Genomic DNA, 26,899 nt, shown 5'->3' on the forward strand with positions numbered 1-26,899 from the left:
TCATCCTAAAAATCCAACTTTCTTTTTACGGTTCTGTCTACATCAAAGCAATACCTGAACTTTTCCCTAAGTTATCAAGGGAAATCCTTAATCATCAGTAGTTACAGCCCTGTTTTCCTTCCCTTCTGCCTATATAATGTAACGCATGTAATCATCCAAAGTTGCTATTTGTTTACAATTTTAACCATAGTTATTACAAAATTGATACTATAGTCCGATATCAAAAACTAGAAAACCCTTGATATACCAGCATTCTTCAAATATCAAACTTTACAAAAAAATCGGATGGTCCTGTATCCAGGACATATTTATTTAATTTTCCTTAACATTCTGCTTATAATCCCCTGATTTTTGACTCCCTGGTCTCAGATCACTCGCTCTTTATGTTAAAAACCGAGTCCTTTTTCCTAATTTCTAAGCCTTTCTGAGCATTTCAGAAATTCTCATTTCTTTTCAAAAAAATTCCGGTTGCTGGATGTATATTTCTCCGTTATTCTTATAAAATAAGAACATGTGTTCTAATACGGAACGAATGAAGAGGTGTATGGTCTTATGGAGCGGAAAAAACGTGTGATTATGCTGGCCGACTGTCAGTCTTTTTATGCCAGTGTGGAGAAGTCAGCCCATCCGGAGTATACGAGTCGCCCCCTTGTCGTTGCAGGTGATCCGGCTCGCAGGTCCGGAATTATTCTTGCAGCCTGTCCGCTGGCCAAGACCTACGGAATTACCACAGCCGAGCGTTTGTCAGATGCCATTGCCAAATGCCCTGATGTCGTTGTAGTAAAACCTCGAATGGCAGAATATATCCGGGTTTCTCTCCATATTACAAGCATTTTCCAATCCTATACGGATCTTGTAGAGCCCTACAGCATTGATGAACAATTTCTTGATGTAACAGGGAGTCTAAGGCTATTCGGTTCACCAGAAGCAATTGCCCGCCAGATCCAGCAGCAAGTTTGGCTCGAAACCGGAGTACGAGTGCGGATTGGAATTAGTGATACCAAGGTTGTGAGCAAAATGGCCTGTGATTTGTTTGCTAAGAAAAATAAGACCGGGATCTATATTCTTCCGAAGGAAGATATAGCCGAGAAACTCTGGTCTATGCCCATTCGAGATATGTTTATGGTCGGCTCGAGAATGGCTCATCATTTTTATAAGATGGGTATTCATACGATTGGGGATTTAGCTCGCACTCCTCTCCCTCGCCTGCGTGACCGATGGGGTGTCAATGGGGAAGTCTTATGGCGTATTGCAAACGGAATAGATGATTCGCCTGTAAGACCCGGCACTTTTATGCAGCAGCAAAAAGGAATTGGTCATCAAATGACACTTCCGAGAGACTACACTACATGGTCAGAGATTCGTGTTGTTTTATTAGAACTGGCTGAACTTGTTGCAAGAAGGGCCAGGGAGAAAGGACTTATGGGCCAGGTTGTATCTGTAGGCTGCCGCGGAATCGACTTTGACAAACCTACCGGTTTTTCCAGACAAATGAAAATAAAGGAACCTACGCAAATTACCGCAGAAGTCTATAAAGCAGCCTGTGAGTTATTCCAGCGCTACTGGGATGGTCAGCCCGTAAGAAGAGTGGGTGTATCTCTTACAGAACTAGTCCCTGATACGGAATATCAATTAACCTGGTTTGATAACCGGGAGCAACAACGGGAACTTGATAAAGTAACCGACGCGATCAAACGCAAGTTTGGAGACACTGCTATTATTCGTGCTTCCTCTCTTGAGCATGCAGGTCAAATACATGATCGTTCCCGCAAAATTGGAGGTCACTATCGATGAGTAAAAAATTACAACAAAACGGATTATTTGAATCCTCCCGCATGATGCTTCCCGAACATCGCGAAGCTTATGTACAACATCAGCAAAAATTAGCTCCAAGGTCCCGGCCGATCCTTGATCCTCAAGCGTTCGAAGAAATGTCACGTCTGCTTGCCGAGTCACTGATGTTAAAAGAACCTGTGACGATTGTCCTGTTCGATGAGTGGGAAGATGTCCATCTTACCGGAACCGTTGTCAAATTTGATCAGGCAGGAAGATCGATTCGTATACAGGACCTGACCGGATTCCATGATGTTCGAATGAGACATATTATTGATGTTCATGCTAACTAACCTGCTGAATGATGATGGGAGATTTGATAAAGAGTCAGGCGTTATACTGATACAAAAAAGGAAGGTGGGCTAACTTTGTGCGGAAGATTCACCCTAGGTGTTACGATGGAAGAATTAATGCTTCGTTATATGCTTGATGATATTCCAGAGTATATTGATTACCGTCCCCGCTATAATATTGCTCCAACTCAGCAGGTTATTGCGGTTATCCATGATGGTACTAGACGAAAAGCGGGTACACTCCGCTGGGGACTGATCCCTAACTGGGCAAAAGATATCAGCATCGGCAGTAAATTAATCAATGCCCGAAGCGAGACTCTTCTCGAGAAACCTGCCTTTCGCGAGTCCTTTCTCCGTAAACGCTGCCTTATACCAGCCGATGGTTTCTATGAATGGCAAAAGCAGGAGAATGGCAAAAAAGTACCCTTTCGAATCACCATGGAAGACAAGGGTATTTTTAGTTTCGCTGGATTATACGATGTATGGATAAGCCCGGAAGGGCAAAAAGTCAGCAGCTGTACCATTGTTACCACTAAGCCGAATTCTCTTATGTCTTCCATTCATGATCGTATGCCTGTTGTCATCCCTTCGGGACAGGAAGATCGGTGGCTGAATCGCTCCATTCAGCGCCCAGAGGAGATATCCTGGCTTCTTAGCCCCTATCCTGCGAATCAGATGCTGGCTTATCCGGTATCTGCTGCTGTAGGCAAGGTAGCGAATGACAGTATCGAGCTGATCTCACCGGTATAGCGGAAGTATCCTGGAGTAACTTTAAGTTTTAACAGTTTCCAATACAAAAAGAAAGGGTGCTGGATATAACATCAGCACCCTCTTTTTTCAGTTTAATCGCACAAAAGCAGGGGCATCATTCTAGATCGGCAAGAATCTAAACAAAGACCAGCCTGCACCCCATTCAGCGAAACATGCCCCATAGTTTAATGAGATGCAAAGTATTGTTCGGATCTATCTTTTGGTCAACCACAAATTTGACAAACCGTTCCTCATCCGCCGGCGAAAATTTCTCATTCAATATAGCAGCAGACGATTTTACCAGTCGTCTTACTTTGGCACTATTCTGAAGATCCGATTTTGTAACTCCATCAACCAGCAATTTGACTCGTTCCTTCGCTGCCGGATTTTTCATTTTTGTCTTGATTCGCTCCACCAGCTGCGGACTAATGCCATATTTTTGATAGCTCAAAGAACGTTACACCTCCCGCATATTGTAGTCCCTCATTACTATATGCGAGTGGTGCCCGTCCACTTGACCTCTATTTTATAAAACATGATTTAATCCATGATATCGCCTTGGAAAATTTGTTCCTTCTGCAAGAAACCTCGTAACGCCTCGTAGCTAGGCGAAGTCCAGAATGACTCACTTGATACGAGTGACGCAGCATCATCACGAGCTACCTCAAGCACTTCAAAGTCGCTGACCATATCCGCAATTTTAAAGTCAGGCATACCGCTTTGCTTCGTTCCAAAGAAATCTCCAGGTCCTCGCAAATCCAGATCCCGCCGTGATACCTCGAATCCATCTTCCGTTTCTGTCATTACCTTCATTCGCTCTTGGCCTATCTCTGACTTAGGATCTGCAATAAGTATGCAATACGATGCATGGGAGCCCCTTCCTACACGCCCGCGCAGCTGATGAAGCTGGGAGAGTCCGAATCGCTCTGCATCCATAATAATCATCAGCGTCGCATTAGGTACATCGACTCCCACCTCAACTACGGTAGTGGATACGAGCATCTGAGTCTTATTTTCATAGAAAAGCCGCATCGACTCTTCTTTCTCTGACGGCGTCATGCGCCCGTGCAGAAGACCTACCTGATACTGAGGAAGAGCTTGCTGCATCGCTACATGCAGATCAATCGCGTTCTGAACGTCGAGCTTCTCCGATTCCTCAATGAGAGGGCAGATCAGGTACGCTTGACGACCTTGACTCAGTTCTCGAGTAATAAAACCGATGACCCGATCCATCATATCGTGCTTCACCCAGTAAGTAGAGATTGGGATTCTCCCTTTAGGACGTTCAGAGATAGTAGATACATCAATATCACCAAAAGCCGTGATGGCAAGTGTTCTTGGGATTGGGGTAGCTGTCATCGTGAGAACATCTGGATTGTACCCTTTACGGCGCAGCACACTGCGCTGATTGACCCCAAACCTATGCTGTTCATCCGTAACAACAAGGCCAATATCTCGGAAAAACACATCATCTTGAATAAGAGCATGCGTACCTACAACCACGTCGATAAGACCCATTTGCAGTCCCGCTAAAATCTCTTTTCGTTTACGGCCTGGTGTGCTTCCTGTGAGCAGAGCTACCTGGATATCAAAAGGGGTAAACAGCTTTTCAAGTGAGCGCATATGCTGTTCTGCCAATATTTCAGTCGGCACCATTAATGCCCCCTGAAATCCAGAACGTACCGCAGCGAACAAAGCGATGGCAGCAATGACCGTTTTACCTGAGCCAACATCTCCTTGAAGCAGCCTGTTCATGCAGTACGGAGAGCGCATATCATGTAGTATCTCCAGTTCTACTCGTTTCTGAGCATCCGTAAGCTCAAAAGGTAAACTGCGAACAAATTCTCGAACGGTGCTATTGGAAACAGTATGTACGACTCCATCGCTTTTTCCTCGATTGATAGCACGAAATGCTTGCATCTTCAGTTGAAATAAAAAGAGTTCCTCGTATACCATACGTCTACGTGCTTCTTGACCGGCCTCTGGATCACCAGGCTGATGAATCAGTGCGATCGCCCGTTTACGAGGCATGAGATTATATTTACTAAGCAGTTCAGCAGGAAGCAGTTCAGGTACAAGGTCGCCATATTGCTGAAGTGTTTGGTTAATGATTTTCCGCAGCCAATTCTGTGTTATCTTCCCGCCTATAGAATAGACAGGCTGAACAGACCCGGTACGCACTGCTCCTTTGTCTGGAAATTCGGACTCCGAGACGGTAAGCTGCATTCGTTTCTGATCCCATTTTCCCGTCAGCGTGATTTCTCGATTTGGCGTTAGCTGATCTTTCAGAAAATGACGATTAAACCATGTCGCTGAGAACATAAAATCTTCTGCCATCATCCGGCAAGTGAGTCTCGACTTGCGACCATACCGCTGTAGTACAGGTACACCCATGATTTTTGCCTGAACCGTTACTCGATCCCCATCTTTCACCTCTGTTAAAGAACGAAGACGGTAATCCTCATAACGGAAAGGATAATACTCAAGCAAATCTTTCACTGTATAAATGCCAAAGGCGTGAAGCTCTTCTTCTTTAAGAGCACTCACGCCGCTAACTTGCTTCACCGATGTTTCTTCTAACAACATAAAGCATCCCTCATTTTATGCCGGCCATACAAAAATAGCAATCGTTCCAAAACCTACGTGGCTGCCAATAACAGCACCAATGTTCGGATAAACCACTTCACCGAGTTCAAACCGGGTTTGGATCAGTGAGATAAAAGTTTCAGCCGAGGCAGGATTGGCTGTATGACCGACAGCAATATTAATTCGTTTTCCCGCAAAGTCTTGTTCAAACATTTGAATGATGCGTTCCATTGCTTTTTTCTGGCCTCTAATCTTCTCGACAGCGTAGATAATTCCCTCATTGTCTATCGATAAAACAGGCTTAATATTAAGCAAGGTTCCAAGCACAGCAGAAGCTTTACCGATTCGTCCGCCTTTTTGCAAATATTCTAAGGTATCCACTAAGAAATACAGTTTACGCTGCTCATGGAGCTTCAGTACAGCGGCTTCGATCTCCTCTGCATCCTTTCCCGCCTGTGCCAGCTGTGCAGCATGTACAACGAGCAGTCCATACCCATAGCTGGCAGATTTAGAATCAATAACCGTAATCTCTGCTGTCTGCTCATCTTCAAGCATCGATTTACCAAGCAGTGCAGATTGATATGTTCCGCTCATACCTGAAGATAAGTGAATCGAAACAATCTGGCTGCCTGGATGATCATTCAGAATTTGGCTGTACACATTCATAAACTCGACTGGTGAAGGCTGAGAAGTGGTAGGCAGTACCTTAGCTTTCCCAAGTTTCTCATAAAACGTAGCAGGACTGAGTTCAATCCCATCGAGATATGTCTCCTGATCAAATACGACTCGAAGCGGAACCACATGAATCTGATACTTCGCAACAAGTTCATCAGGAATATCCGCAGTACTATCCGTAACAATGAAAACTTGGCTCATGAAAAAGGACCCCCTTATTTATGATCAAGCTTCAACCGAGAAGAGATAGGCATAGATTGGCTGACCGCCTTCGTGTACTTCAATCTCTGCATTTGGATATTCAGCAGCAAGCCATGATGCTAGACGCTCTGTATCTGCCTCATCGGCTTCTTCACCTGACAGTATTGTAATTACTTCATCACCGCTCTCAATCATCTTGCTCAGCAGCTGCTCACAAGTAGGAACGAGACCTTCCTCCGTAGCCACAATTTTGGAATCATAAATACCAATAAAGTGTCCTGCTTTAATCTCAAGATCATCGAATACCGTGTCTCTTACCGCATAGGTGACTTGACCAGAACGAACACGAGCAATGGCTTCCAGCATATTCTCTTCATTGGACTCTGCACTTTCATCTTCCTGGAAAGCAAAAGCAGCAGAAATCCCTTGTGGAATCGTCTTACTTGGAATGACGGTAACAAGACGCTCTCCTTCTAACAAATCTCTTGCCTGTTTAGCAGCAAGAACAATGTTAGAGTTATTCGGCAGAATAAATACATGTTCTGCGTCGATGGAATGAATGGCTTTCACAAAATCTTCTGTACTCGGATTCATGGTTTGTCCACCCGACAGAACAATATCTACTCCAAGACTTTTGAATACCTCTTCGATCCCTTGACCAGAAGAAACAGCAATAAAGCCAAATGGAGCAAGTTCATCTGCCGGCGGTATGGACAGTTCTGGAGTACGCTCTTGTTCTTGCGGAATATCTGCAAAGAGTTCTGGCTCTGCAGCAGCATCCATACCCGCTGTCAGCAAGTCACGATGCTGTTCACGCATGTTCAGGATATGAATTTGTGTTATTTCTCCGTATTGAAGCGCTAAGTTAAGTACATCACCTGGTGTTTTGGAGTGAACATGTACTTTAATGATTTCATCATCTGAAATAATAATGATGGAATCTCCATTTACTGACAACGCTTCCCTAAAATATTCCTCATCAAATGGCGTTCCCTGCGCATCACCTAACTGACGGTTAATGAAAAATTCCATATCATAAAGGAACTCAATATCCTCAGTCTCCAGTCTAGCTTGCGCTGTGTCAGGAAGTTCTCGATGAATCGGTGGTGCAGTTGGCACTGCTTTTGCAACAGGAGCCGGCGGAGTTATTTCCTTAGCAGGTTGAACTTTAGAATCTGTATCGGCAGTTCCGCCTAGTAAGTGCTCCATAAATCCTTCATAAATATATACAAGTCCTTTACCGCCGGAATCAACAACGCCTACCTGTTTAAGTACAGGAAGCATTTCCGGTGTTAAGGCAAGAGTTTCATTTGCTTTCTTTAGTACTTCGCTCATAAGTTCAGTAATGTCAGTGGTTCGACGAGCATAATAAGTCGCATGCTTTGCCGCTTCCTTGGCAACTGTGAGGATTGTACCTTCAACTGGTTTTACTACAGCCTTATATGCGGTATCCACACCGCTCTGGAGGGCAGCAGCAAATTGAATTGTATTCAGCTCCTCATATGGGGCAGCGTAACGACTAAAGCCTCGGAATAACTGCGACAAAATCACACCCGAGTTCCCCCGCGCGCCCATTAGCAGGCCTTTCGATAAAATCCCTGCACAGCTTCCAATGGAACTAGAGCTGTTTCTTTTAAGTTCGGCCACACCGGCACTCATTGTCAAATTCATATTTGTACCCGTATCTCCGTCTGGAACAGGAAATACATTGAGGGAATTGACATGTTCAGCATGCTTATGCAATTGATCCGCTCCGGCTAAAACCATCGCGTAGAAATCTGTTCCATTTAAAGAACGTTTACTCAAGTGAGAATTCCCCTTCCTAGCTTGATGCGGGAGCTTGTTCAAAAAGGCTCGTGCCTCCGAGAAAAACTCTAACATCCGTTGTTCCGCTGAGCAGTGACTCAAGCGACAGCGGTCTTTCCGCAGTATTATGGACTATACCTCATTGTACTATAATCATGAGGAGAAATAAATAAAGTTTTTGTTTATGTTGACTAAGCTTTTTCTTATATGATATTATATTTAAGTATTGTTTTATGCAGGTGTATTGGATTAAGTATGGCCAAAATTGGTCTGAAGTACAACCATTGACCTTGCGGATAACGGTTACTTTCAGAATAGGAGGTGTAATCTATGTCTCGCAAATGTTATGTGACAGGTAAAAAACCGGGTAGCGGTAACCATGTTTCTCACGCTAACAACCGTAACCGCCGTTCCTGGGGCGTAAACGTTCAAAAAGTTCGCATTCTGGTGGACGGTAAGCCAAAACGCGTTTATGTTAGCACCCGTGCTCTGAAAGCCGGTAAAGTAACTCGCGTATAATCTTAGCAACGTCTATAGAATACAAAGACAAAAAGCACCTTGCCTTCTGACTAGGTGCTTTTTTCATGTCTGGATTTCGGCGACCCTTCCTATGCCAGCTCTTCTCAGCGTAAAATGAACACACTTCAAGCCGATTTTATTTCTGGAACGTGTTAAGGATCGCTTTTACAAAACCTCCTAGAAACTTTGGAAGCTTAAACGTGTAGAATTTCATACTTAACCCTCCCCATCATCCTCATGTGTCACCTTTTATCGTGCAAGAAGCCCTTCCTATTCGCCTTAAAATCAAAACCAGGATTATACGAAAAAAGGCTACATGAGAATCGCGCTCATGTAACCATATTTATGCAGAACACTGTCTTGCTATGCCACTAGCTTTGCTTAAACCTGCGGCGGATTCATTTTTATAAAGGTATATGCCGACCATAATAAGATAAATAATAAGTAATATACTGCGGTAAAGATAACAAAAGTAATGCGAATCCCTTTTCGCTCAAACTTACGGAAAAACCAAATCACAAGAATAACACCAAGAAGCGATACGACTGCATTAATAGGAGAAGGGAGTAATGCAAAGGAACCTAATAAGGTTCCTGTAACAAGACTAATAAGCGAAGTCCACATTGCTTCTTTAAAGGTCATTTTTATCCTCCGAGACTTTGACGTATCTCTGTAATCGCTTCTGCACGATCTTCTCTTCCAAATACTGCACTGCCAGCAACGAGTACGTCGGCTCCTGCCTCCACTACAAGCGGAGCTGTCTCCTTCGTAATTCCTCCATCTACTTCAATATGAACGTCAGCACGTCCTCTCTCACGTAATGAGCTGCGAATTTCGCGGATTTTACGTAATGTGCCTGGGATAAATGCTTGTCCTCCAAAACCAGGATTCACAGTCATAACCAGCACCATATCTACGTCATCCAGAACTTCCCCCACATGAGCTGCAGGAGTGCCAGGATTGAGCGCTACGCCTGCCATGATGCCATGTTCCTTAATCATATGAATTACCCGGTGCAGATGAACACAAGCCTCCGCATGCACCGTAATCATACCTGCTCCTGCTTTTACAAAATCAGCAATATAAAGCTCTGGATTTTCAATCATTAAATGTACATCCAGCAGGAGACTTGTATGTGGTTTAATCGCTTTTACAATCGGGGGTCCAAGCGTAATATTAGGAACAAAATGTCCGTCCATAACATCAACATGGATCCAGTCCGCACCAGAAGCTTCTGCTTCTGCTACTTCAGCGCCAAGGCGTGCAAAATCTGAGGATAGGATAGATGGTGCGATTTTAATTGTCATAGTTAGTACCTCCGCTTCTTGTCCTTCATTTCTTCTAAAAACTGAACGTAATGTTTATATCTGCTTTCTGCAATCAAGCCGTCTGCTTTGGCACGAATCACTTCACAGCCTGGTTCATGCGTGTGCGTACACCCTCGGAATTTACAACCGCCTGAGTACTCGCGGAACTCACGGAAACAATCTCCTAGCTCTTCGACACCGATTTCAAGGAAATCCAGTTGACTAAAGCCTGGGGTATCCGCAACGAAACCTCCGTTATCGAGCGGGATCAGCTCCACATGACGTGTGGTATGTTTCCCCCGGCCAAGTTTCATACTGATCTCGTTTGTTTCAAGAGCAAGTCCAGGCATCATTGCATTTAACAACGATGATTTTCCTACACCGGATTGTCCTGAAAAAACACTAATTTCACCCGCAAGATGTTCCTTCAGTTCGTTAAAACCAAGTCCTTCCTTAGAACTTGTACGAATGACCTCGTAGCCAATTTTCTTATAGAGTTCAATAATTTCTTTGTATTTTTGTTCACTTTTTTCATCCACCAAGTCACTCTTGGTTAGACATATGATAGCGGTAAGACCCGCCTGCTCAATGTGTACCAAGAATTTATCAAGCAGCTGAACATTCATTTCTGGTTCTTTTAATGAAAATACAAGTACGGCAAGACGCGCATTTGCCATTGGCGGCCGGATCAATTCTGTCTCTCTCTGCAAAACTTCAGTAACGGTTCCTTCTCCATTCTCGGTAAGAACGTACTTTACTCGGTCGCCTACCAGCGGAGAGATGCCTCTATTTTTGAAGACACCTCGCCCTCGGCATTGAACGGAGGATTCCGAATCGATCGGAGCTCCATCCTCTCCAAGTGGCTTAACATAATAGTATCCGCTTAATGCTTTAATAATAACTCCATCGAGCATGAATCCACCGTCCTTTATACATTTCATATTGCTGCGGAATATAAGAACAGGCGCCTATTCGGCGCCTGAAATGAAGAGTGTATACTCATATTTCATCTATCACTCATCGCCATCCTCATTATCGGATGGATCTTCATCTCCCTGACCGTCAGCTTGATCATCGTTCTTATCCTTACCGTTCTCTCCATTATTACCCTTATTGTCATTCTTCTCACTATTGTTCTTGTTTTCATTACCATTACCGTTACTGTTGCTGTTGCCGTTACCTTTATCGGTATTTTTTTCTGGCTCTTTTGCAGGAGTACCTGGTCCTTCGTCTCCTCCTCCGCCTTCTTCCGGCACAGAATTCGATTTGATCTCAGGAATTTCTACATTGCCGTTCTTAGCGTCAAAGTATCCCACCTTGTAGGTATCCACAAGCTCTCCATCCCGATGAACCGTTACATAACCATCCCGATTAGGTGCAAGCACGAGCGGAACGGAGAAGGTCTGTGTTTTATTAATCGTTTTGGTACCCCATTCCTGATTTTCCCCTCGAGCATCTGTATACACAACTCGAACTTTGCTGTTCTTCCCTTCCTCACTAGGTGCAATAAGGAATGCGAACGTATATTCAATCGTCTCCGGCGAATACCCTGTACTTACATAGATTGTAATCTCTGTACCCGGAGCTATGGAAGACCCCGCATCAACCGGCCACTGCTGTGTAACTTTTCCTTTTTCCACTTGAAAACTGGATTCTTCCTTAATTTCAGCAAGCTTTAAGTTGTTATCCTCAATCAGTTTAACTGCTTCAGAACGCGATTTATTAATCAGATCAGGCATTAATATTAGTTCAGGACCCTTACTGACGGTAAGAACAATCTCAGCTGTATCTGGATCAAATTCGACTCCTGGCGCAATCGACTGACTAATGACCGTCCCTACAACCTCATCGCTGAAACTTTCTTCTTTCTTGATCTGATTATCATTTTTTATATTAAGAGCCAGCAGCTTTTGAACAGCGTCTTCGTAATTTTCTCCCGTTACATCCACCATTTGTTCCTGAGGTTTTTCAGCACCAACGGTCAGATCAATTAAGGAACCTTTTTTAACAAGACTGCCTTCCGGTTTACTCTGTTCAAATACAATTCCAGGATCGACTCCCTCTTTGTATTCTACAAATACTTCATCGACTTCAAGCCCACTGTCCGTAAGAAGCTTTCTCGCCGCTTCTTCATCTAAAGAAATGACACTCGGAACAGGTACATTAGGAACAACAAACACTTTCTCTACATAAAAGACGACTCCAGCTAGGGCAATTAGGACAATGAGAGTTAAGGTTACCCAAAAAGTTGCCCGTTTCTTAGAATTCTTATTTGTCTTCGCATTGTGATCAGCAGGTTCCGAATCAATCCTAGATGTATCTGTGTTAACAGCAGTATACTGTTCTGGTTTGATAGCAGGAATGACTCGCGTCTGATCAATATCAAACTCATCGTCAAACATCGCCTTCGGTTCCTGAAGCCGATCAGGAAACAAACAAGTCTCAAGATCGGTCTGCATCTCAAGAGCCGATTGATATCGCTCATTGGGATCTTTACGCATCGATTTGAGAATAATATTTTCAACACTTTGCGGAATCAGCGGATTCAGAAGCCTCGGTTCCTCAAAATCTTCTTGAAGATGTTTAAGGGCCACACTGATCGGACTTTCCCCTAAGAAAGGAAGCTGTCCTGTGAGCATTTGGTATAGAACAATACCAAGAGAGTATAGATCGGATTTCTCACCCGTCACTACTCCTTTAGCATGTTCAGGTGAAAAATAATGCACCGAACCTACGACAGAACCGGTTTGCGTTATTGTCGTAGACGTTACAGCCCGAGCAATTCCAAAGTCTGTCACTTTTACCCGGCCGTTTCTGCCTATCAAAATATTATGCGGCTTAATATCCCGATGAATAATCTGATTATGATGTGCATGATCCAGTGCATCCGCAATCTGGCAAGCAATTCTAACCGCTTCCTCTACCTGCAGCGGCGCACGTTCTTTAATAATCTCGTTTAAATTCTGTCCTTCAATATATTCCATTACAATGTAATGAATCTCGTCTTCTTGACCCACATCATAAATACTGACTACATTCGGGTGGGATAAAGAAGCAGCGGACTGCGCTTCTCTACGAAAACGTCTAATAAATTCCTCATCATGTACAAACTGTTGGCGAAGAACTTTGATTGCAACATTACGGTTCAGCAAAATATCTTGAGCCTTATAAACCAAGGCCATGCCGCCCCCGCCAATGCGTTCTATGACTTCATAACGACCGCCAAGCTGATGTCCGATCATACGTTACCCCCCTGTTCCTCGCCGCTAGCTACCGCTTCGGGCATTTCAAAAAGGGCAACCGTTATATTATCATCCCCGCCAGCAAGCAGTGCCAGCTGAAGCAGTCTTTCCGCCCGTTCAGACAGTGGAAGATCTGCTTGTCCGGCAATCGTAAGGACCTGTTCACTGCTGACCATATTACTGAGGCCATCACTGCAAAGCATCAGCACATCTCCTGGTTCCATTTGGACAGAATAAAGATCTACATCTACTTCCTTATCTGTACCAAGTGCTCTCGTGACGACATTTTTAAGTGGATGAACTTGAACTTCTTCTTCACTGATCTGACCGTTTTTAAACAGCTCATTTACAAGAGTATGGTCCTCCGTGAGCTGTACTACTTTACGATCCGATATCAGATAAGCTCTGCTATCTCCAATATGACCTATAACCCCAGCCGAATCGCTCATCAGAACAGCAACAACAGTGGTTCCCATATTATGGAACTTTTCGTTTTCTGCAGCCTGACGAAAAATCACTTCATTCGCATGCAAAATTGCATCGCTTAGAGCGGCTGACAGTGTCGATAAAGGCAGTTCAGTCTCCAGCCCGGACAGGTCCTGTGAGACGGTTTCTACAGCGAGGCGACTCGCTGTATCCCCGGCCAGATGACCTCCCATGCCGTCCGCTACAATACCAAGAATATAACCTTGATCTAATTGGCGAACCCAGGCTGAATCTTCATTCACGGAACGAACCCGCCCTACGTGGCTGACATGTACTGTATTCATCACCTTCATCACTCACCTCATGCTTCCATGTGCTTGGCGCGCAGCTGTCCGCACGCTGCCGCTATATCGTGTCCTTGCTCTCTGCGAATGGTTACATTAATGCCTTGCTCGGCAAGAATTCTTTGGAACTGGAATATGTCTTTACGTGCGGTTCTTACATATTTCCGTTCCGGCACATGGTTAACTGGAATCAGATTCACGTGACATATCATATCTTTAATTACGCTTGCGAGTTCTTCAGCATGTTCAGGCTGGTCATTAACTCCGCCGATTAGTGCGTATTCAAAAGTAATTCTTCGTCCTGTTTTTGCCTGATAATATCGCAAAGATTCCATCACATCATCAAAAGGAAAACGGCGGTTAACCGGCATGAGCTTGGAGCGTAATTTATCATTTGGCGCATGAATGGAGATGGCAAGATTAATCTGCGTATCTTCATCCGCGAATTGATAAATATTAGGAACGATACCGCTTGTAGAGACGGTAATATGGCGCTGTCCGATATTAAGTCCTTTTTCATGAATCATCGTTCTAAGGAATTTCATCGTTTCGTCATAGTTCTCAAATGGTTCTCCTGTACCCATAATAACGATGCTGCTTACACGTTCGCCGCGCTCATCCAAAATTTGCTGAGAACGGACCACCTGAGCAATAATTTCACCCGCTGTAAGGTTACGTTTTAGTCCCCCGAGTGTGGATGCACAGAAAGTACAACCTACACGGCAGCCTACCTGCGTTGTTACACAAACACTATTACCATAATTATGTTTCATAATTACTGTTTCAATTGCATGATCATCATGCAGTCCGAATAGAAATTTAACAGTTCCATCTTTAGACTCAAATTTAGTGATTTCACGCAGCGTAACAAACTGGAACTGATCATTAAGTTTCTCACGCAGTGCTTTCGAGAGATTCGTCATCTCAGAGAAATCATTTACACGTTTAACATAGATCCAATCGTATATTTGCGCAGCACGAAATTTAGGTTCACCGTTCTCTTTAGCCCACGCTTCCAGCTCTTCGAGTGTGTAATCATATATAAAAGGCTTCGTCATTATTTTCAACACCTGTTCTTTCTTCTTAAATAAAGTATCGTAAAGCAAAACATCGTCATCTTATCATTCTACCCATTTTAACATATAATCCCGCATTCATCCATGAAAGCTGATGTTACAGCCTGTCATACATATAGATGATCTGCCGCGCACCAAGCTTCTTAAAAGCAACAAGAAGCCGCCTAAACCTTACGGTTTACAGCGGCAATCATTGATCTTTACATATTAAAATCTTATAAAGTTTAGCAGACATCAGGTAAGGATACAACATCCTTTTTATCTACACAAGCTATCCAAGACGTTTTAATCTGGCAATATAAAAACCATCACTGTTAAACTTCTGAGGAAGAATCTGAATTCCATACCCCTCTTCGGTAACACAGGATTTCACCTCTTCATTCAAGCTTTCCGCAGGTCCTATCGCTGCATAATCAGGGTGTGAAGCTAGAAATTCACGGACAACCTGGTCATTTTCTTTAGGCTCTGTAGTACAAGTGCTATAGACTAATATACCGCCTGGCTTAAGAAGCTTTACCGCCCGGCTGAGAAGTTCACTCTGCAAACTGCTAATTGCTTCCACATCCTCCGGCGATTTCGCCCAGCGAAGATCCGGCTTGCGCCGAATGACCCCGAACCCTGAACACGGAGCATCAAGCAAAATCCGATCAAAAGAAGCCTCAGGATAATACGTATCCAAATCCAACGCATCGTGACAAACCGTTTCAATACTTCCAAGGCCAAGCCGATCTGCTTGGTCCTGAATTAATTTGACCTTATGAGGGTGAATGTCGTTCGCAATAATGGAACCTTGGTCCTGCATCTTTTCACCAATATGAGAGGTTTTGCCTCCTGGTGCAGCGCAGCAATCGAGCACAGTCATTCCCGGCTTCGGTTCTACCGCCTCAGCAACAAGCATTGAACTTTCGTCCTGTACAGACAACATACCATCTTTATACCAAGAGGTAAGTGCCATGTTACCGCCGCTTGATACAATAATTCCGTCTTTGCTAATCATGGACGGCATTACGATATGACCCGCTTCTTCCATCTCTTGCATTAATTTATCGCGGGAAATCATGGTCGTATTGACACGAACACTGACTGGCGGCGCTTCATTATTGGCACGGCACATTGCTTCGGCTGTATGCTCTCCGTACTGGGCGACCCATCTTTTCACCAACCATTCCGGGTGAGAGTGCGTAAGGGCAATACGTTTGACTACGGGTAAGTCTTCTGGAATTTGTAACTGATCAAGATTCCGAAGCATGTTACGCAGCACCCCGTTCACCATACCTGAAATGCCCTGATGACCTTTCCGTTTCGCAATATTTACCGCTTCACTGACGGCTGCATGATCAGGAATCCGATCAAGGTATAGAATTTGATACAGACTAAGACGGAGCAAGTTCCGAACCCAAGGGGTTAGTTTTTTCAACCCTTTTGCAACATAGGACTCTAGGAAATAGTCCAATGTATTACGCCGAGCTATCGTTCCATATACGAGTTCAGTAGCTAGGCCTGCATCCGCAGGACTTAGATTTGCACCTTTTAATACTTGATTCAAGAGCAGATTACTGTATGCTCCCTCTTCTTCCACTGCGGTCAAAATGTTCATCGCAGCTTCACGACTGGTTATACTTCGTTTCTTAGGTGCAGAAGAAGCTGCCTGTTTCTTAATCGCTTTATGCTGCTCAGATGACTTCACTTCAACACCGTCCCTGCTTTGAGAGATCCGCCGCGAGCGAAATCAGAAGCTTGCATGACTTTCTTACCTGCAGGCTGTACTTCATGAAGCCATAGCGAGCCATCTGAAGTCTTCACTTCGATACCAAGTTTAGATAAGGAAAGTACCGTTCCCGCTTCAGCTTCTTTTTGTCCGCTGGATGCATTTTTATACTCATCCGGCAGCGCCAAAGGATTTACCGCCGACCACACCTTAAATACCTGCTCGTCCCACAGGGTAAAAGCTCCTGAATAAGGAACAAGACCACGGATCTGATCGTAAATCTCTCTTGCAGAGCGCTTCCAATCAATCTTCTCATCTTCTCTTGTCAGATTCTTCGCGTAAGTCGCTTCCTCATCATTTTGCGGAATAGCCGTTACTTTACCGCTGATCAGGTTAGGCATTTCACGAATCAGCAAGTCAGATCCCGCTTGGCTCAGCTTGGCGAACATCGTACCTGACGTATCTTCATCTGTAATCGGAACTTCCACTTTGGAGATCATATCCCCCGTGTCGAGACCTTCCGCCATATACATCAGCGTAACTCCTGTAACCTTTTCCCCGTTAATAATCGAACGTTGGATTGGAGCACCGCCGCGATATTTCGGCAATAGAGAACCATGTATATTAACACATCCGTACTTCGGCATATCTAGAACAGCTTTAGGTAAAATCTGACCGAAAGCAGCCGTCACAATCAGATCCGGCTCCCACTTTGCAAGTTCTGCCACCGATTCTTCATCACGAAGACGGCGAGGCTGAAACACAGGAATTCCATGTTTCAGCGCAGCCTCTTTTACAGGAGTTGGGGTTAATATTTTTTTACGACCTTGCGGTTTATCTGGCTGAGTTACTACGAGTTTTACGGAATACCCTTCTGCAAGCAACTTTTCAAGTGCAGGTACGGCGAAATCAGGTGTCCCCATAAAAACAATATTCATATCCTTACCCCCTGTTACTGCGATTCGGCAAATCTGCTCCGATTTCATATATTTTTTCAGCTAGATCGGTGAACAAAACTCCGTTTAAATGATCGATTTCATGCTGAAAAGCACGTGCAAGAAGACCGCTTCCTGTAATCGTGATCTCTTTACCTTCACGATCGAGGCCTTTAACGGTTACCGTCTCTGCACGGCGTACATCTCCGTTATAACCAGGAATACTCAGACAACCTTCGGGACCAAATTGCTCGCCTTCCTTAGATACAATCTCTGGATTAATCATTTTGATGAGACCGTGATCATCTCCTGTATCAATAACGATCAGACGTTTTAAAATTCCGACTTGCGGAGCAGCAAGACCTACTCCTTCAGCGTCATACATTGTATCCGCCATATCATCCAGCAGTTTTTGCACGTTTGGCGTGATTTTGGTAACTTCTTTCGCAACTTTACGTAGTACATCATCAGGTTCTTTTACAATTAATCGAATTGACATCTTAATGGACACCATCCTATACGCTTTTAAGTTATGTTTTAATTCTATGATCAAACCGCTTGGCTTACATCAGCATTTGCGGATCAACATCTATACTAATCAGTAAATCTTTCCCTTGAAAATCTTGTTCCATTTGACGAGCGATGTCCCGAACAAGCCCGGTGGCATCGATATCACCACGCCATTTTACCATACATTGAAATCTGTATCTATTTTTCAGTCTCGCCATCGGAGAGGCTACCGGTCCAAGTACATCCAAGGCGTCAGCACTAAATTTATCTAGACTTCCGAGCAGACCTCGCTTCCCAGCCTGTTCCTTGAGCATCCTCGTGTAGTTTTCAGCAGCTCGCACAAGCAGTGGAAGCTGTTCATGTGAGAATGTGACGAGGATCAAACGGCAATAAGGAGGATACTGCAAAATCTTGCGATGCTTTAATTCTTCCCTAATAAAATGGTTGAAATCATGCTTGCTTGCATGAACGATAGAATAATGTTCTGGCGTGTAAGACTGAACAAATACTTCCCCAGGCAGTTGATGCCTTCCTGCTCGGCCTGCAACTTGTGTCAGCAATTGGAATGTTTTCTCCGCAGCACGGAAATCAGGTAAATTCAGCGCGGAATCAGCCGTAATTACACCGACGAGAGTAACATCTGGAAAATCAAGCCCTTTTGCTACCATCTGCGTTCCAAGCAAAATATCGGCTTTTTTCTCCCTAAAAGCTTTCAGCAGTTTTTCGTGTGATCCTTTTTCTGTTGTTGTATCTACATCCATACGAATCACTCGAACGCCAGGGAATAACTTCGCCAGTTCTTCTTCTACCCGCTGCGTACCGGTTCCAAAGTAACGGATATGTTCACTCCCGCAGTCAGGACAAACCTCTGGTACCACTTCTGCATATCCACAGTAGTGACAGCGCATATTATTTGACCGCTGATGATAAGTTAACGAAATATCACATTCGGGGCAGGTTGCCACATACCCGCAGCTTCGGCACATCACAAAGGTAGAATAACCTCTTCGATTTAGCAGTAATACCGTCTGTTCGCCCTTTTCAATTCGCTCCGCAATCCCTTTATGTAGAGCCCGGCTGAACATGGAACGGTTGCCATCTTTGAGTTCTTCCCGCATATCTATAATGTGAACAACAGGCAGTTCATTACCTAGCGCACGCGTAGGCATCTCGAGCAGAACCGGAGCAAATTCATCATTGCTTTGGGATTTTGCAGCGTAATAACTTTCCATTGAAGGAGTTGCTGAGCCAAGAATAACGACAGCTCCCTGCTGACGAGCACGTTCTACAGCTACATCTCTTGCGTGATACTTCGGCGTTTCTTCTTGTTTATAAGAAGTCTCGTGTTCTTCATCAATGATAATGAGACCAAGGTGTTCAAAAGGAGCAAATACGGCGGAGCGAGCCCCAACGGCTACTTTTGCCTTACCTTCACGAATTTTACGCCATTCATCGTATCTTTCCCCGCCAGAGAGTCTGCTGTGCATAACAGCGACTTGATCACCAAAACGCCCCTTAAATCGCTCTACCATCTGAGGGGTGAGTGATATTTCGGGGACGAGGACGATCGCCTGGCGATTTTGCTCAATCGCCCGCTGTATTGTCTGTAAATACACTTCTGTTTTTCCGCTTCCGGTTACTCCGTGCAAAAGGAATACCCCTTGTTTGCGCTCGTCCAATTTCTCCACAATCTTCTGATATACAGCCTGCTGTTCCAAAGTTAGAGGGAGCCGCTGAGTAGGTGTGAAGTGCCGGCCTTTATAAGGATCGCGAAATACTTCGACATCTTCAAGTACAACAAGCCCCTTATCCTCTAAACCCTTCACTGTACCCGCAGATACCTGTAAGCCAGAAAGCACTTCTTTTAATGCCATAGGCAAAAAAGAGCTCATCTCTATCAAATAAGAAAGCACTTCTTTTTGTCTCTTTCCCTTTGCTGGAAAATCGGCAAGAGCAGCCTCTGCTTCCTCTAATGAGACCGCAAGGTCAATAGAACGCAGTGTTTTCTTTTGCAGCTTATCTTTAATAGACTGGTTCTCTTGAAGCACACCTGTACGAAGCAGCTCCTTAATAAGGTCAGCGTCTTCAGGGTAACGTTTACCTAAATGATCTAATGTAACTTGTTCCTTACTTCGTACATATCGAATAATTTCATTTTTTACTTTGAATTCTTCATTATCTTCGGGCAGATCAAATAGTACACTGTCCGTCTTGTCTGCAAGCCTAGATACAGATGAATCCTTACCCTTCGTAGATTCTGCGGCGGATTGTTCCTGTGTCTCACTGTTGACTGAGATATAGCGCTTGGCCTTTCCTTTTAGAGCCGTTGGAATCATTGCCTGCAGCGTAAGGATCCGATTGGAAGCATATCGCTTGCTCATCCATCCTGCGAGTTCAATGAGATCTGGTGAAAGCGGTGGTACAAGATCAAGTAACTCTCCAATCGGCTTCAACTTGAACGCCGAGTTTGTATGATCCGCGATCGAGATTACAAATCCTTGAACTGTTCGATGGCCAAAAGGGACTCCCACCCTGCTCCCTACTTCGACCCAGCCTAAGAGGGACTCTGGAATTAGATAATCGAATTCGCGGTCAGTATCCTTCGCTGGTACATCCACGATTACTTTCGCAATCTTCAAGGGTTTACTCCCTCCCCTCCATTTGCGAAATTGCAATTTGGAATACTTGTCTTGCGACTTCGTCTTTTGACATTACGGAAATTTCTTTAACTAATCCATGTTTGTCATAGATTTCAACGGCATTGGTATCCGTTCCAAAACCTGCTCCCGGTTTCGTTACATCATTAGCAACGATAAGATCCGCATTTTTTCGTTCTAATTTTCCTTTTGCATGGAATTCAACATCATTTGTTTCCGCTGCAAATCCAATCAGGTATTGATGCGTTTTTTCTTTACCAAGCGATTCTAAAATGTCGATGGTTTTGACAAGAGACAATGTGAATGTATCGTCTTTTTTCTTGATTTTTTGTTTCGCAGCTTCCGCAGGTCTATAATCTGCCACGGCCGCAGCTTTAACCATAATATCCGTCTCTGGCCAAAGTATATGGACCGCCTCATACATCTCTTGAGCAGACTGCACTTTCACTACTCTGACATCTGCCGGATAAGGAACTTGCATATTGGCGGCCACAAGGGTAACCTCCGCCCCCATATCTTTCGCAGCGGCCGCAAAGGCCACTCCCATTTTCCCAGAAGAATCATTCGTTATATATCTAACCGGGTCAATTCGCTCAATGGTTCCACCTGCGGTAACGACGACTTTTTTACCTGCCAAACATCCTTTTTGAGATTGACGTTCAAAGAATGTTTCTAACACAGCTACGATGGTTTCCGGTTCTTCGAGCCTGCCTTTTCCTACATAGCCGCAAGCAAGCTGACCTACACCAGGTTCGATAAAATGAACCCCTCTCGAATGAAGGGTATTCATATTCGTAACAACCGCAGGATGTTCATACATATGAACATTCATAGCAGGAGCGATCATAACAGGAGCTGTCGTGGCAAGGAGTGTTGTGGTCAGCATATCATCGGCAAGGCCATGTGCCATTTTAGCAATGGTATTCGCTGTAGCCGGGGCAACAAGTACAAGGTCCGCTGTATCCGCTAAATGGATATGAGAGACAACCGAAGCATCTCGTTCATCAAATGTATCGGTATAAACCCGATTTCGCGACAGTGATTGCAGGGTAAGCTCTGTGATGAACTTCTTAGCAGATTCGGTCATAATCACATGTACCTCTGCCCCTTTTTGCACGAGCTTGCTTGTCAGTGTTGCTGCTTTATATGCTGCAATGCCTCCTGTTACTCCGAGCACGATTTTTTTACCTTTCAACATATGCGCTCCCCCTGTTCTTATCATAGATCATGTCAATAACTACGCTTGTATCTTTCGTTAACAGAGCAAAAAAGAAGTAGAAAGAAAAAAATAACAACCTTCCGGTTGTCACTTTTATCAGGGTGTTACCTATATTAGTAATTCAGTAAAGATAGATGAGTAGAATTATGCTTAGTTTTCTTCTTTTTCGTCAGTACCTGGCTCTACTTTGATCATGTCGTCATAAATCTCTTCCAGAGCAACGCCCACTTGTTTATGAGATTTAGGATTTCTAAGTTCGGATTTTTCACCTTCACGAAGCTGTCTAGCACGTCTGGATGCAGCAACTACAAGAGAATACTTACTGTCGACTTTGTTCATCATTTCATCAATAGATGGATATAACAATACGAACACCTCATTCGATTCTATTTTTTCGCTACTTTACAATGTTCGGCGATGATGATCGATTCTATTCGCTTGCACGCCAAATCAATTTCATCATTAACTACCGCATAATCATATTTTTCTAAAAGACTAATCTCTTCAGCAGCAACATTCATCCGGTGATCAATCGTTGCTTGGTTCTCCGTACCGCGGCCTTGGATACGGTCTTTTAGTTCATCGAGCGAAGGAGGCAGTAAAAACACAAAAATTCCTTCTGGGAATTTTTCTTTTACTTTAAGTGCTCCTTGCACCTCAATTTCGAGAATAATATCTTTGCCTGATTCAAGCGTCTGCTCTACAAAATCACGCGGTGTACCATAGTAATTACCCACATATTCCGCATGTTCTAGTAGTTCATCTTTTTCAATCATATCAAGAAATTGTTCACGGCTTTTGAAAAAATAGTTCACTCCGTTTTCTTCGCCAAGTCTTGGCTGACGTGTCGTTGCCGACACGGAGTACGTCAAATTAGGAACTCGTTTACGCAAAGCAGTACACACGGTTCCTTTTCCTACACCCGATGGGCCAGATAATACAATAAGTAATCCCTTAGACATATTACACTCCATTTTATTCGTCGTTGTCATCGTCTTTAGAAGATAGACGATGGGCAACCGTCTCCGGCTGCACTGCGGACAAGATCACATGATCACTGTCAGTAATAATTACAGCACGTGTTCTGCGTCCATATGTAGCATCAATGAGCATATGACGATCTCGTGCTTCCTGGATAATTCTTTTGATAGGCGCTGATTCAGGGCTAACAATAGATATGATACGATTCGCTGAAACGATATTACCAAATCCTATGTTAATGAGTTTAATCGCCATATTCAGGTTCGTCCCCCTATAACTTTTGATCCTTCTCGCAAAGCATTGTTGTTATTTGGCAGCAAGCTTACCTTCATTCTAGACTACTCTAGATTTGCAGCCTGTTCCCTAATTTTCTCAAGCTCGGCCTTCATGTCCATCACAAGATTAACCAAGGTCAGGTGATGAGCTTTTGTACCGATGGTGTTCACTTCACGATTCATTTCCTGAATCAAGAAATCAAGTTTGCGACCTACAGGGTCAGGACTGGTCAGTAATTGCCTGCACTGCGTAAGATGACTAGAGAGACGAGTCAGTTCCTCATCTATGTTGGATCGGTCCGCAAAAATCGCAATCTCCATACCAAATTTATGTTCTTCAAAAGATCCGTCTGAAATCTCGGTCAATCGCTGCCTCAGTTTATCTCGATATTCGGTCACTACATGAGGTGCAAGTTGAACCATCTTTTCATGATAGACCTCTAAACTTGAAATCCGGGTCTCTATCTCTTTCGCAAGGTGACTTCCTTCACGAGCTCGCATTTCCACCAGCTCCTCAAGGGCATGAGTTATCCCCTCTTGCAGCGCAGTGTCCCAAGCTTCATCTTCTGTTGCCACTCGGAGAATTGCTTCTTCCGGTTTCAGAAGCACGCCAGGGAGTGAAAGTACATCTGATATTTCCATATTCCCTCTTATTCCATAACGAAGCTCGAGTTCTTTTGCTGCTTCTAGGTAAGAAGCTACTACCTGTTCGTTAAGGACTGGGTTCAGATGACTCTCCACTGAAAGTTCCTTCGTTATAAATACGTCAATCCGTCCACGCCTTAGCTCGCGCTGTATGATTTTACGAAGTCCATCTTCGTAGCGTGTCCACTCTCGTGGTATTCGGAATACCACTTCGCAATATCTGTGGTTCACAGACTTCATTTCAAACAATACATTATAGCCGCCATAGCTGAGCGAATATTGACCGTATCCGGTCATGCTGAATGACATCGGCATCACATCCATTACACTATTGTATCGGATTATAGTGGTTGAAACAAGTATGAACATTGCGCCTCATCCCCGTTTAATTCCTACCATTATTGCCTAAAAAAGGGCTTCCTAGTAGAATAAACGAATACTTTTTCAAAAAAAAGATGCTGAACATGGATAAGGAGACCCTCTCATGAAAACAGAACTTCAACTTATTGTCCGTCCAACCGAAATCGATGTGAACGGCCATGTCAATAATGCAAAGTATTTAGAGTATCTCGAATGGGGAAGAGAAGAATGGTACGAAGCTGCGAACCTCCCCTATAACAAACTGCTGCAAGAAGGATTTCAAACGGTTACCGTTAACATTAATATTAACTATCGTAAAGAATGTGTTCAGAATGATCGGCTCACCGTCATTACAGAACCCGAAAAAGCCGGGAACTCAAGTTATGTATTGAAACAAACAATTATGAGCGAGTCAGATGTGGTCTGTGCTGATGCAGTCGTGACTTGCGTAACGATGGATCCATCTAGTCGAAAAAGTAAACATTTGCCCGAGATGCTGCGAAAATTCTTCCCGGCACATCAGTTATGAAACTCATTCCGGCATAGTAAAAAAAAGGGTGCCTTTGCTGCAGAGTTCATTTCCGCACCAAGGCACCTTTCTGATAAATTCAAAATAAAAATTGATAATAAGGTTTAATTTATAATTGCTGCTGATCCCTTTTTTTCCATGATGTGATTCGACTTTTCCCATACAAACTTCGTCAGTTCTTCGCTCATATCATAGAACATAAACGGCGTCATAATATAGATTCCATTGAAATGCTCCATAGCAACTTCGATCAATTCCTTGGCGATTGCAGTACCCGTTGCTCTGCCTTCTTCCCCTTCAAGCCCTGCCATCCGCTCTCTTACCTCGTCTGATAACAGAATACCAGGAACCTCGTTATGCAGATATTCAGCATTCCGGCCGCTCGCAAGCGGCATGATTCCAATAAAGATCGGAATCTCAAGATGCTTGGTCGCTTCCTTAAGTGCAACAATCAGATCTTTATCGTACACAGGCTGGGTCATGATGTAATCTGCACCTGCCGCTATTTTTTTCTCCAAGCGCTGAACTGCCTTCTCTATATATTTCACATTTGGATTAAAAGCAGCACCCACTACAAAATCTGCTTTTTGTTTCAATGGCTTACCTGAAAAGGCAATCCCGTCATTCAGCTGTTTGATCATGCGAATAATTTCAAAAGAAGTCATATCATATACCGAACTTGCCCCGGGTAAATCACCAAACCTAGCTGGATCACCTGTTACTGCAAGAACGTGATCAATGCCTAAGGCATCAAACCCCATCAGATGGGACTGGGTCCCAATTAAATTTCGATCTCTGCAGGCAATATGGATCAAAGGCCTTATCCCTGTCTGTTCCTTCACAAGGTACCCTAGTGCCATATTGCTCATACGGGTAACCGCCAGTGAGTTATCGGCCAGTGTCAGCGCATCAATTCCTGCTGCTTTTAGACATTTCGCACCTTTTAGGAACTTTTCAATATCCAGATCCCTAGGCGGGTCGAGTTCTACAATAACGGTATGGCGTTTCTTAACCAGATCCACGATGGTAGGTTCTGTACGTGTTTTTTCAGATTGATCTAAGGATGCAAATGAACTTCTGATTTCATCGCGTGTAAATAATGCCTCTTCATTGAGCGGCGGAAGGAGAGCTGGCTGATACGCTGCAAGTGCTTCAGCTATTGCCTTAATGTGCTCAGGTGTGGTACCGCAGCAGCCGCCAATAATACGGGCGTTCAGATCTGCAAAACGAACAGCGGTCTGTCCAAAATATTCAGCAGATGCACCAAATCGAACTTCACCATCAATATAGTCAGCAATCCCTGCGTTAGGAAATACGGACATAGGAATACCAATATCAGATACCGTTTCCATGGCACGCATGATGGCATTTGGACCTGATCGACAGTTAAATCCAATCACATCTGCTCCTTCTCCGTGTAAGATGGAGAAGGCTTGGGGCATGGTATAACCATCGAGTGTTCTTCCAATATCGTCAATGGCAAACTGGCAGATGACAGGAAGTTCAGACTGTTTTCTTATACTCCGGAGTGCGATCAATAGTTCTTCTACATCATAAAAGGTTTCGAGCATAATCCCATCAACGCCCTCATCTAAAAGCGCGGTAACTTGCTCCTCAAAATAATACCCAAGTTTACTTTTCGAAATATCAAAACGTTTACCCGCTCTAATCGAACCTGCAGCCCCAACCACATATCCTTTTCCATTTAAAGCTTCCTTGGCAATCCGAACTCCCGCCCGGTTAATGTCCACCACTTTGTCTTCTAGACCGAATTTGGAAAGTTTATCGTAATTGGCCGAGTAGGTATTCGTTTCAATCAGTTGTGTGCCTGCATCGATATACTGCATATGTACATCAAGAATGACATCAGGTGATTCTAGATTTAATTCCTCATAGGAGATTCCGACAGGAAAACCCTTTTGATATAAATAAGTACCTATCGCCCCATCGCCAATCAGGATTTCCTTTTGCAACACCTCGCGTAGATCCACCCTCATTCTCCTCCTGCCAAATTACCTATAT

General features: G+C 44.0%; 26 protein-coding genes. 5 read left to right on the top strand and 21 right to left on the bottom strand.

Features of this window, described 5'->3' with window-relative positions; all coding sequences use genetic code 11:
* Nucleotides 1–552 precede the first annotated feature (552 nt).
* From GQY27_RS09380 to GQY27_RS09390, 3 genes are all read left to right on the top strand, one after another.
* A complete protein-coding gene (locus GQY27_RS09380; protein WP_160033572.1) occupies nucleotides 553–1,794 on the top strand; it encodes a DNA polymerase IV in 1,242 nt (413 codons plus the stop codon).
* Nucleotides 1,791–2,126 carry a YolD-like family protein gene (locus GQY27_RS09385; RefSeq protein WP_160033574.1) on the top strand — a complete coding sequence of 112 codons (336 nt, stop codon included), beginning with the start codon at nucleotides 1,791–1,793 and terminating at the stop codon, nucleotides 2,124–2,126. The genes GQY27_RS09380 and GQY27_RS09385 overlap by 4 nt, the downstream gene beginning before the upstream one ends.
* Before the next feature lie 75 nt (nucleotides 2,127–2,201).
* Nucleotides 2,202–2,876 (top strand): SOS response-associated peptidase, encoded by a 675-nt coding sequence (locus tag GQY27_RS09390; RefSeq protein ID WP_160033576.1) that lies wholly within the window; start codon nucleotides 2,202–2,204, stop codon nucleotides 2,874–2,876.
* 163 nt (nucleotides 2,877–3,039) lie between these two features.
* Here the strand turns inward: GQY27_RS09390 and GQY27_RS09395 are convergent, their stop codons facing one another.
* From GQY27_RS09395 to fakA, 4 genes are all read right to left on the bottom strand, one after another.
* Nucleotides 3,040–3,327, bottom strand: coding sequence for a stage VI sporulation protein F (locus GQY27_RS09395; protein ID WP_160033578.1), 288 nt, complete (start codon nucleotides 3,325–3,327; stop codon nucleotides 3,040–3,042).
* 89 nt (nucleotides 3,328–3,416) lie between these two features.
* Nucleotides 3,417–5,462 (bottom strand): ATP-dependent DNA helicase RecG, encoded by a 2,046-nt coding sequence (gene recG / locus GQY27_RS09400; RefSeq protein WP_160033580.1) that lies wholly within the window; start codon nucleotides 5,460–5,462, stop codon nucleotides 3,417–3,419.
* Between the two features lie 15 nt (nucleotides 5,463–5,477).
* Nucleotides 5,478–6,338, bottom strand: coding sequence for a fatty acid kinase binding subunit FakB (gene fakB / locus GQY27_RS09405; protein WP_160033582.1), 861 nt, complete (start codon nucleotides 6,336–6,338; stop codon nucleotides 5,478–5,480).
* Nucleotides 6,339–6,362: 24 nt separating this feature from the next.
* Nucleotides 6,363–8,144, bottom strand: a complete 1,782-nt coding sequence (gene fakA / locus GQY27_RS09410; RefSeq protein WP_160033584.1) for a fatty acid kinase ATP-binding subunit FakA — start codon at nucleotides 8,142–8,144, stop codon at nucleotides 6,363–6,365.
* Nucleotides 8,145–8,474: 330 nt separating this feature from the next.
* Between fakA and rpmB the strand changes: the two genes are divergently transcribed.
* Nucleotides 8,475–8,663: a 50S ribosomal protein L28 gene (gene rpmB, locus GQY27_RS09415; protein WP_047910965.1), complete on the top strand. Its 189-nt coding sequence runs from the start codon at nucleotides 8,475–8,477 to the stop codon at nucleotides 8,661–8,663.
* 136 nt (nucleotides 8,664–8,799) lie between these two features.
* Here rpmB and spoVM read toward each other — a convergent pair whose 3' ends face one another.
* The 16 genes from spoVM to GQY27_RS09495 all read right to left on the bottom strand — a co-directional run bounded on the left by spoVM (nucleotide 8,800) and on the right by GQY27_RS09495 (nucleotide 24,297).
* Nucleotides 8,800–8,877 (bottom strand): stage V sporulation protein SpoVM, encoded by a 78-nt coding sequence (gene spoVM, locus GQY27_RS09420; protein ID WP_091159225.1) that lies wholly within the window; start codon nucleotides 8,875–8,877, stop codon nucleotides 8,800–8,802.
* 167 nt (nucleotides 8,878–9,044) lie between these two features.
* Nucleotides 9,045–9,305 (bottom strand): hypothetical protein, encoded by a 261-nt coding sequence (locus tag GQY27_RS09425; protein WP_160033586.1) that lies wholly within the window; start codon nucleotides 9,303–9,305, stop codon nucleotides 9,045–9,047.
* Nucleotides 9,306–9,307: 2 nt separating this feature from the next.
* Nucleotides 9,308–9,970: a ribulose-phosphate 3-epimerase gene (rpe, locus tag GQY27_RS09430; protein ID WP_160033588.1), complete on the bottom strand. Its 663-nt coding sequence runs from the start codon at nucleotides 9,968–9,970 to the stop codon at nucleotides 9,308–9,310.
* 2 nt (nucleotides 9,971–9,972) lie between these two features.
* The gene (gene rsgA, locus GQY27_RS09435; protein ID WP_160033590.1) at nucleotides 9,973–10,884 is read right to left on the bottom strand and encodes a ribosome small subunit-dependent GTPase A; all 912 of its coding nucleotides are present in this window, start codon (nucleotides 10,882–10,884) and stop codon (nucleotides 9,973–9,975) included.
* A 99-nt stretch (nucleotides 10,885–10,983) separates the two neighbouring features.
* Nucleotides 10,984–13,212, bottom strand: a complete 2,229-nt coding sequence (gene pknB / locus GQY27_RS09440) for a Stk1 family PASTA domain-containing Ser/Thr kinase (RefSeq protein ID WP_160033592.1) — start codon at nucleotides 13,210–13,212, stop codon at nucleotides 10,984–10,986.
* A complete protein-coding gene (locus tag GQY27_RS09445; RefSeq protein WP_160033696.1) occupies nucleotides 13,209–13,985 on the bottom strand; it encodes a Stp1/IreP family PP2C-type Ser/Thr phosphatase in 777 nt (258 codons plus the stop codon). Before GQY27_RS09445 ends, pknB begins: the two co-directional genes overlap by 4 nt.
* Before the next feature lie 14 nt (nucleotides 13,986–13,999).
* A complete protein-coding gene (gene rlmN / locus GQY27_RS09450) occupies nucleotides 14,000–15,040 on the bottom strand; it encodes a dual-specificity RNA methyltransferase RlmN (RefSeq protein WP_160033594.1) in 1,041 nt (346 codons plus the stop codon).
* 289 nt (nucleotides 15,041–15,329) lie between these two features.
* Nucleotides 15,330–16,655, bottom strand: a complete 1,326-nt coding sequence (gene rsmB, locus GQY27_RS09455; protein WP_160033698.1) for a 16S rRNA (cytosine(967)-C(5))-methyltransferase RsmB — start codon at nucleotides 16,653–16,655, stop codon at nucleotides 15,330–15,332.
* Between the two features lie 86 nt (nucleotides 16,656–16,741).
* Entirely contained in the window at nucleotides 16,742–17,704 is a 963-nt protein-coding gene (gene fmt / locus GQY27_RS09460) for a methionyl-tRNA formyltransferase (RefSeq protein ID WP_160033596.1), read from the bottom strand.
* Nucleotides 17,705–17,708: 4 nt separating this feature from the next.
* Nucleotides 17,709–18,200 carry a peptide deformylase gene (def, locus tag GQY27_RS09465; RefSeq protein ID WP_160033598.1) on the bottom strand — a complete coding sequence of 164 codons (492 nt, stop codon included), beginning with the start codon at nucleotides 18,198–18,200 and terminating at the stop codon, nucleotides 17,709–17,711.
* Between the two features lie 64 nt (nucleotides 18,201–18,264).
* Nucleotides 18,265–20,850, bottom strand: a complete 2,586-nt coding sequence (gene priA, locus GQY27_RS09470; protein WP_160033600.1) for a primosomal protein N' — start codon at nucleotides 20,848–20,850, stop codon at nucleotides 18,265–18,267.
* Between the two features lie 4 nt (nucleotides 20,851–20,854).
* The gene (gene coaBC, locus GQY27_RS09475; RefSeq protein WP_160033602.1) at nucleotides 20,855–22,066 is read right to left on the bottom strand and encodes a bifunctional phosphopantothenoylcysteine decarboxylase/phosphopantothenate--cysteine ligase CoaBC; all 1,212 of its coding nucleotides are present in this window, start codon (nucleotides 22,064–22,066) and stop codon (nucleotides 20,855–20,857) included.
* Between the two features lie 171 nt (nucleotides 22,067–22,237).
* Nucleotides 22,238–22,453: a DNA-directed RNA polymerase subunit omega gene (gene rpoZ, locus GQY27_RS09480; RefSeq protein WP_160033604.1), complete on the bottom strand. Its 216-nt coding sequence runs from the start codon at nucleotides 22,451–22,453 to the stop codon at nucleotides 22,238–22,240.
* A gap of 20 nt (nucleotides 22,454–22,473) precedes the next feature.
* The gene (gmk, locus tag GQY27_RS09485) at nucleotides 22,474–23,049 is read right to left on the bottom strand and encodes a guanylate kinase (protein ID WP_160033606.1); all 576 of its coding nucleotides are present in this window, start codon (nucleotides 23,047–23,049) and stop codon (nucleotides 22,474–22,476) included.
* A 13-nt stretch (nucleotides 23,050–23,062) separates the two neighbouring features.
* Nucleotides 23,063–23,323, bottom strand: coding sequence for an extracellular matrix/biofilm regulator RemA (gene remA / locus GQY27_RS09490; protein ID WP_006209218.1), 261 nt, complete (start codon nucleotides 23,321–23,323; stop codon nucleotides 23,063–23,065).
* An 83-nt stretch (nucleotides 23,324–23,406) separates the two neighbouring features.
* On the bottom strand, nucleotides 23,407–24,297 hold the full coding sequence (locus tag GQY27_RS09495) for a YicC/YloC family endoribonuclease (protein ID WP_160033608.1): 891 nt from the start codon (nucleotides 24,295–24,297) through the stop codon (nucleotides 23,407–23,409).
* A 175-nt stretch (nucleotides 24,298–24,472) separates the two neighbouring features.
* Here GQY27_RS09495 and GQY27_RS09500 point away from each other — a divergent pair, with 175 nt between their 5' ends.
* Nucleotides 24,473–24,877: an acyl-CoA thioesterase gene (locus GQY27_RS09500; RefSeq protein WP_160033610.1), complete on the top strand. Its 405-nt coding sequence runs from the start codon at nucleotides 24,473–24,475 to the stop codon at nucleotides 24,875–24,877.
* A gap of 104 nt (nucleotides 24,878–24,981) precedes the next feature.
* Here the strand turns inward: GQY27_RS09500 and GQY27_RS09505 are convergent, their stop codons facing one another.
* Nucleotides 24,982–26,874 carry a bifunctional homocysteine S-methyltransferase/methylenetetrahydrofolate reductase gene (locus tag GQY27_RS09505; RefSeq protein WP_160033612.1) on the bottom strand — a complete coding sequence of 631 codons (1,893 nt, stop codon included), beginning with the start codon at nucleotides 26,872–26,874 and terminating at the stop codon, nucleotides 24,982–24,984.
* Nucleotides 26,875–26,899 lie beyond the last annotated feature (25 nt).

Source organism: Paenibacillus sp. An7 (genome assembly GCF_009870785.1).
In the GTDB taxonomy this organism is placed as follows: Bacteria; Bacillota; Bacilli; order Paenibacillales; family Paenibacillaceae; genus Paenibacillus.

What these genes read in the sequence shown, in the direction of transcription:
- pknB (WP_160033592.1), bottom strand. Translation starts at nt 13,212, where the DNA reads ATGATCGGACATCAGCTTGGCGGTCGTTATGAAGTCATAGAACGCATT.
- rlmN (WP_160033594.1), bottom strand. Translation starts at nt 15,040, where the DNA reads ATGACGAAGCCTTTTATATATGATTACACACTCGAAGAGCTGGAAGCG.
- rsmB (WP_160033698.1), bottom strand. Translation starts at nt 16,655, where the DNA reads ATGAACATTTTGACCGCAGTGGAAGAAGAGGGAGCATACAGTAATCTG.
- fakB (WP_160033582.1), bottom strand. Translation starts at nt 6,338, where the DNA reads ATGAGCCAAGTTTTCATTGTTACGGATAGTACTGCGGATATTCCTGAT.
- def (WP_160033598.1), bottom strand. Translation starts at nt 18,200, where the DNA reads ATGTCAATTCGATTAATTGTAAAAGAACCTGATGATGTACTACGTAAA.
- recG (WP_160033580.1), bottom strand. Translation starts at nt 5,462, where the DNA reads ATGTTGTTAGAAGAAACATCGGTGAAGCAAGTTAGCGGCGTGAGTGCT.
- GQY27_RS09500 (WP_160033610.1), top strand. Translation starts at nt 24,473, where the DNA reads ATGAAAACAGAACTTCAACTTATTGTCCGTCCAACCGAAATCGATGTG.
- remA (WP_006209218.1), bottom strand. Translation starts at nt 23,323, where the DNA reads ATGGCGATTAAACTCATTAACATAGGATTTGGTAATATCGTTTCAGCG.
- rsgA (WP_160033590.1), bottom strand. Translation starts at nt 10,884, where the DNA reads ATGCTCGATGGAGTTATTATTAAAGCATTAAGCGGATACTATTATGTT.
- spoVM (WP_091159225.1), bottom strand. Translation starts at nt 8,877, where the DNA reads ATGAAATTCTACACGTTTAAGCTTCCAAAGTTTCTAGGAGGTTTTGTA.
- rpe (WP_160033588.1), bottom strand. Translation starts at nt 9,970, where the DNA reads ATGACAATTAAAATCGCACCATCTATCCTATCCTCAGATTTTGCACGC.
- gmk (WP_160033606.1), bottom strand. Translation starts at nt 23,049, where the DNA reads ATGTCTAAGGGATTACTTATTGTATTATCTGGCCCATCGGGTGTAGGA.
- coaBC (WP_160033602.1), bottom strand. Translation starts at nt 22,066, where the DNA reads ATGTTGAAAGGTAAAAAAATCGTGCTCGGAGTAACAGGAGGCATTGCA.
- GQY27_RS09505 (WP_160033612.1), bottom strand. Translation starts at nt 26,874, where the DNA reads ATGAGGGTGGATCTACGCGAGGTGTTGCAAAAGGAAATCCTGATTGGC.
- fmt (WP_160033596.1), bottom strand. Translation starts at nt 17,704, where the DNA reads ATGAATATTGTTTTTATGGGGACACCTGATTTCGCCGTACCTGCACTT.
- GQY27_RS09385 (WP_160033574.1), top strand. Translation starts at nt 1,791, where the DNA reads ATGAGTAAAAAATTACAACAAAACGGATTATTTGAATCCTCCCGCATG.
- rpmB (WP_047910965.1), top strand. Translation starts at nt 8,475, where the DNA reads ATGTCTCGCAAATGTTATGTGACAGGTAAAAAACCGGGTAGCGGTAAC.
- GQY27_RS09495 (WP_160033608.1), bottom strand. Translation starts at nt 24,297, where the DNA reads ATGTCATTCAGCATGACCGGATACGGTCAATATTCGCTCAGCTATGGC.
- GQY27_RS09380 (WP_160033572.1), top strand. Translation starts at nt 553, where the DNA reads ATGGAGCGGAAAAAACGTGTGATTATGCTGGCCGACTGTCAGTCTTTT.
- GQY27_RS09425 (WP_160033586.1), bottom strand. Translation starts at nt 9,305, where the DNA reads ATGACCTTTAAAGAAGCAATGTGGACTTCGCTTATTAGTCTTGTTACA.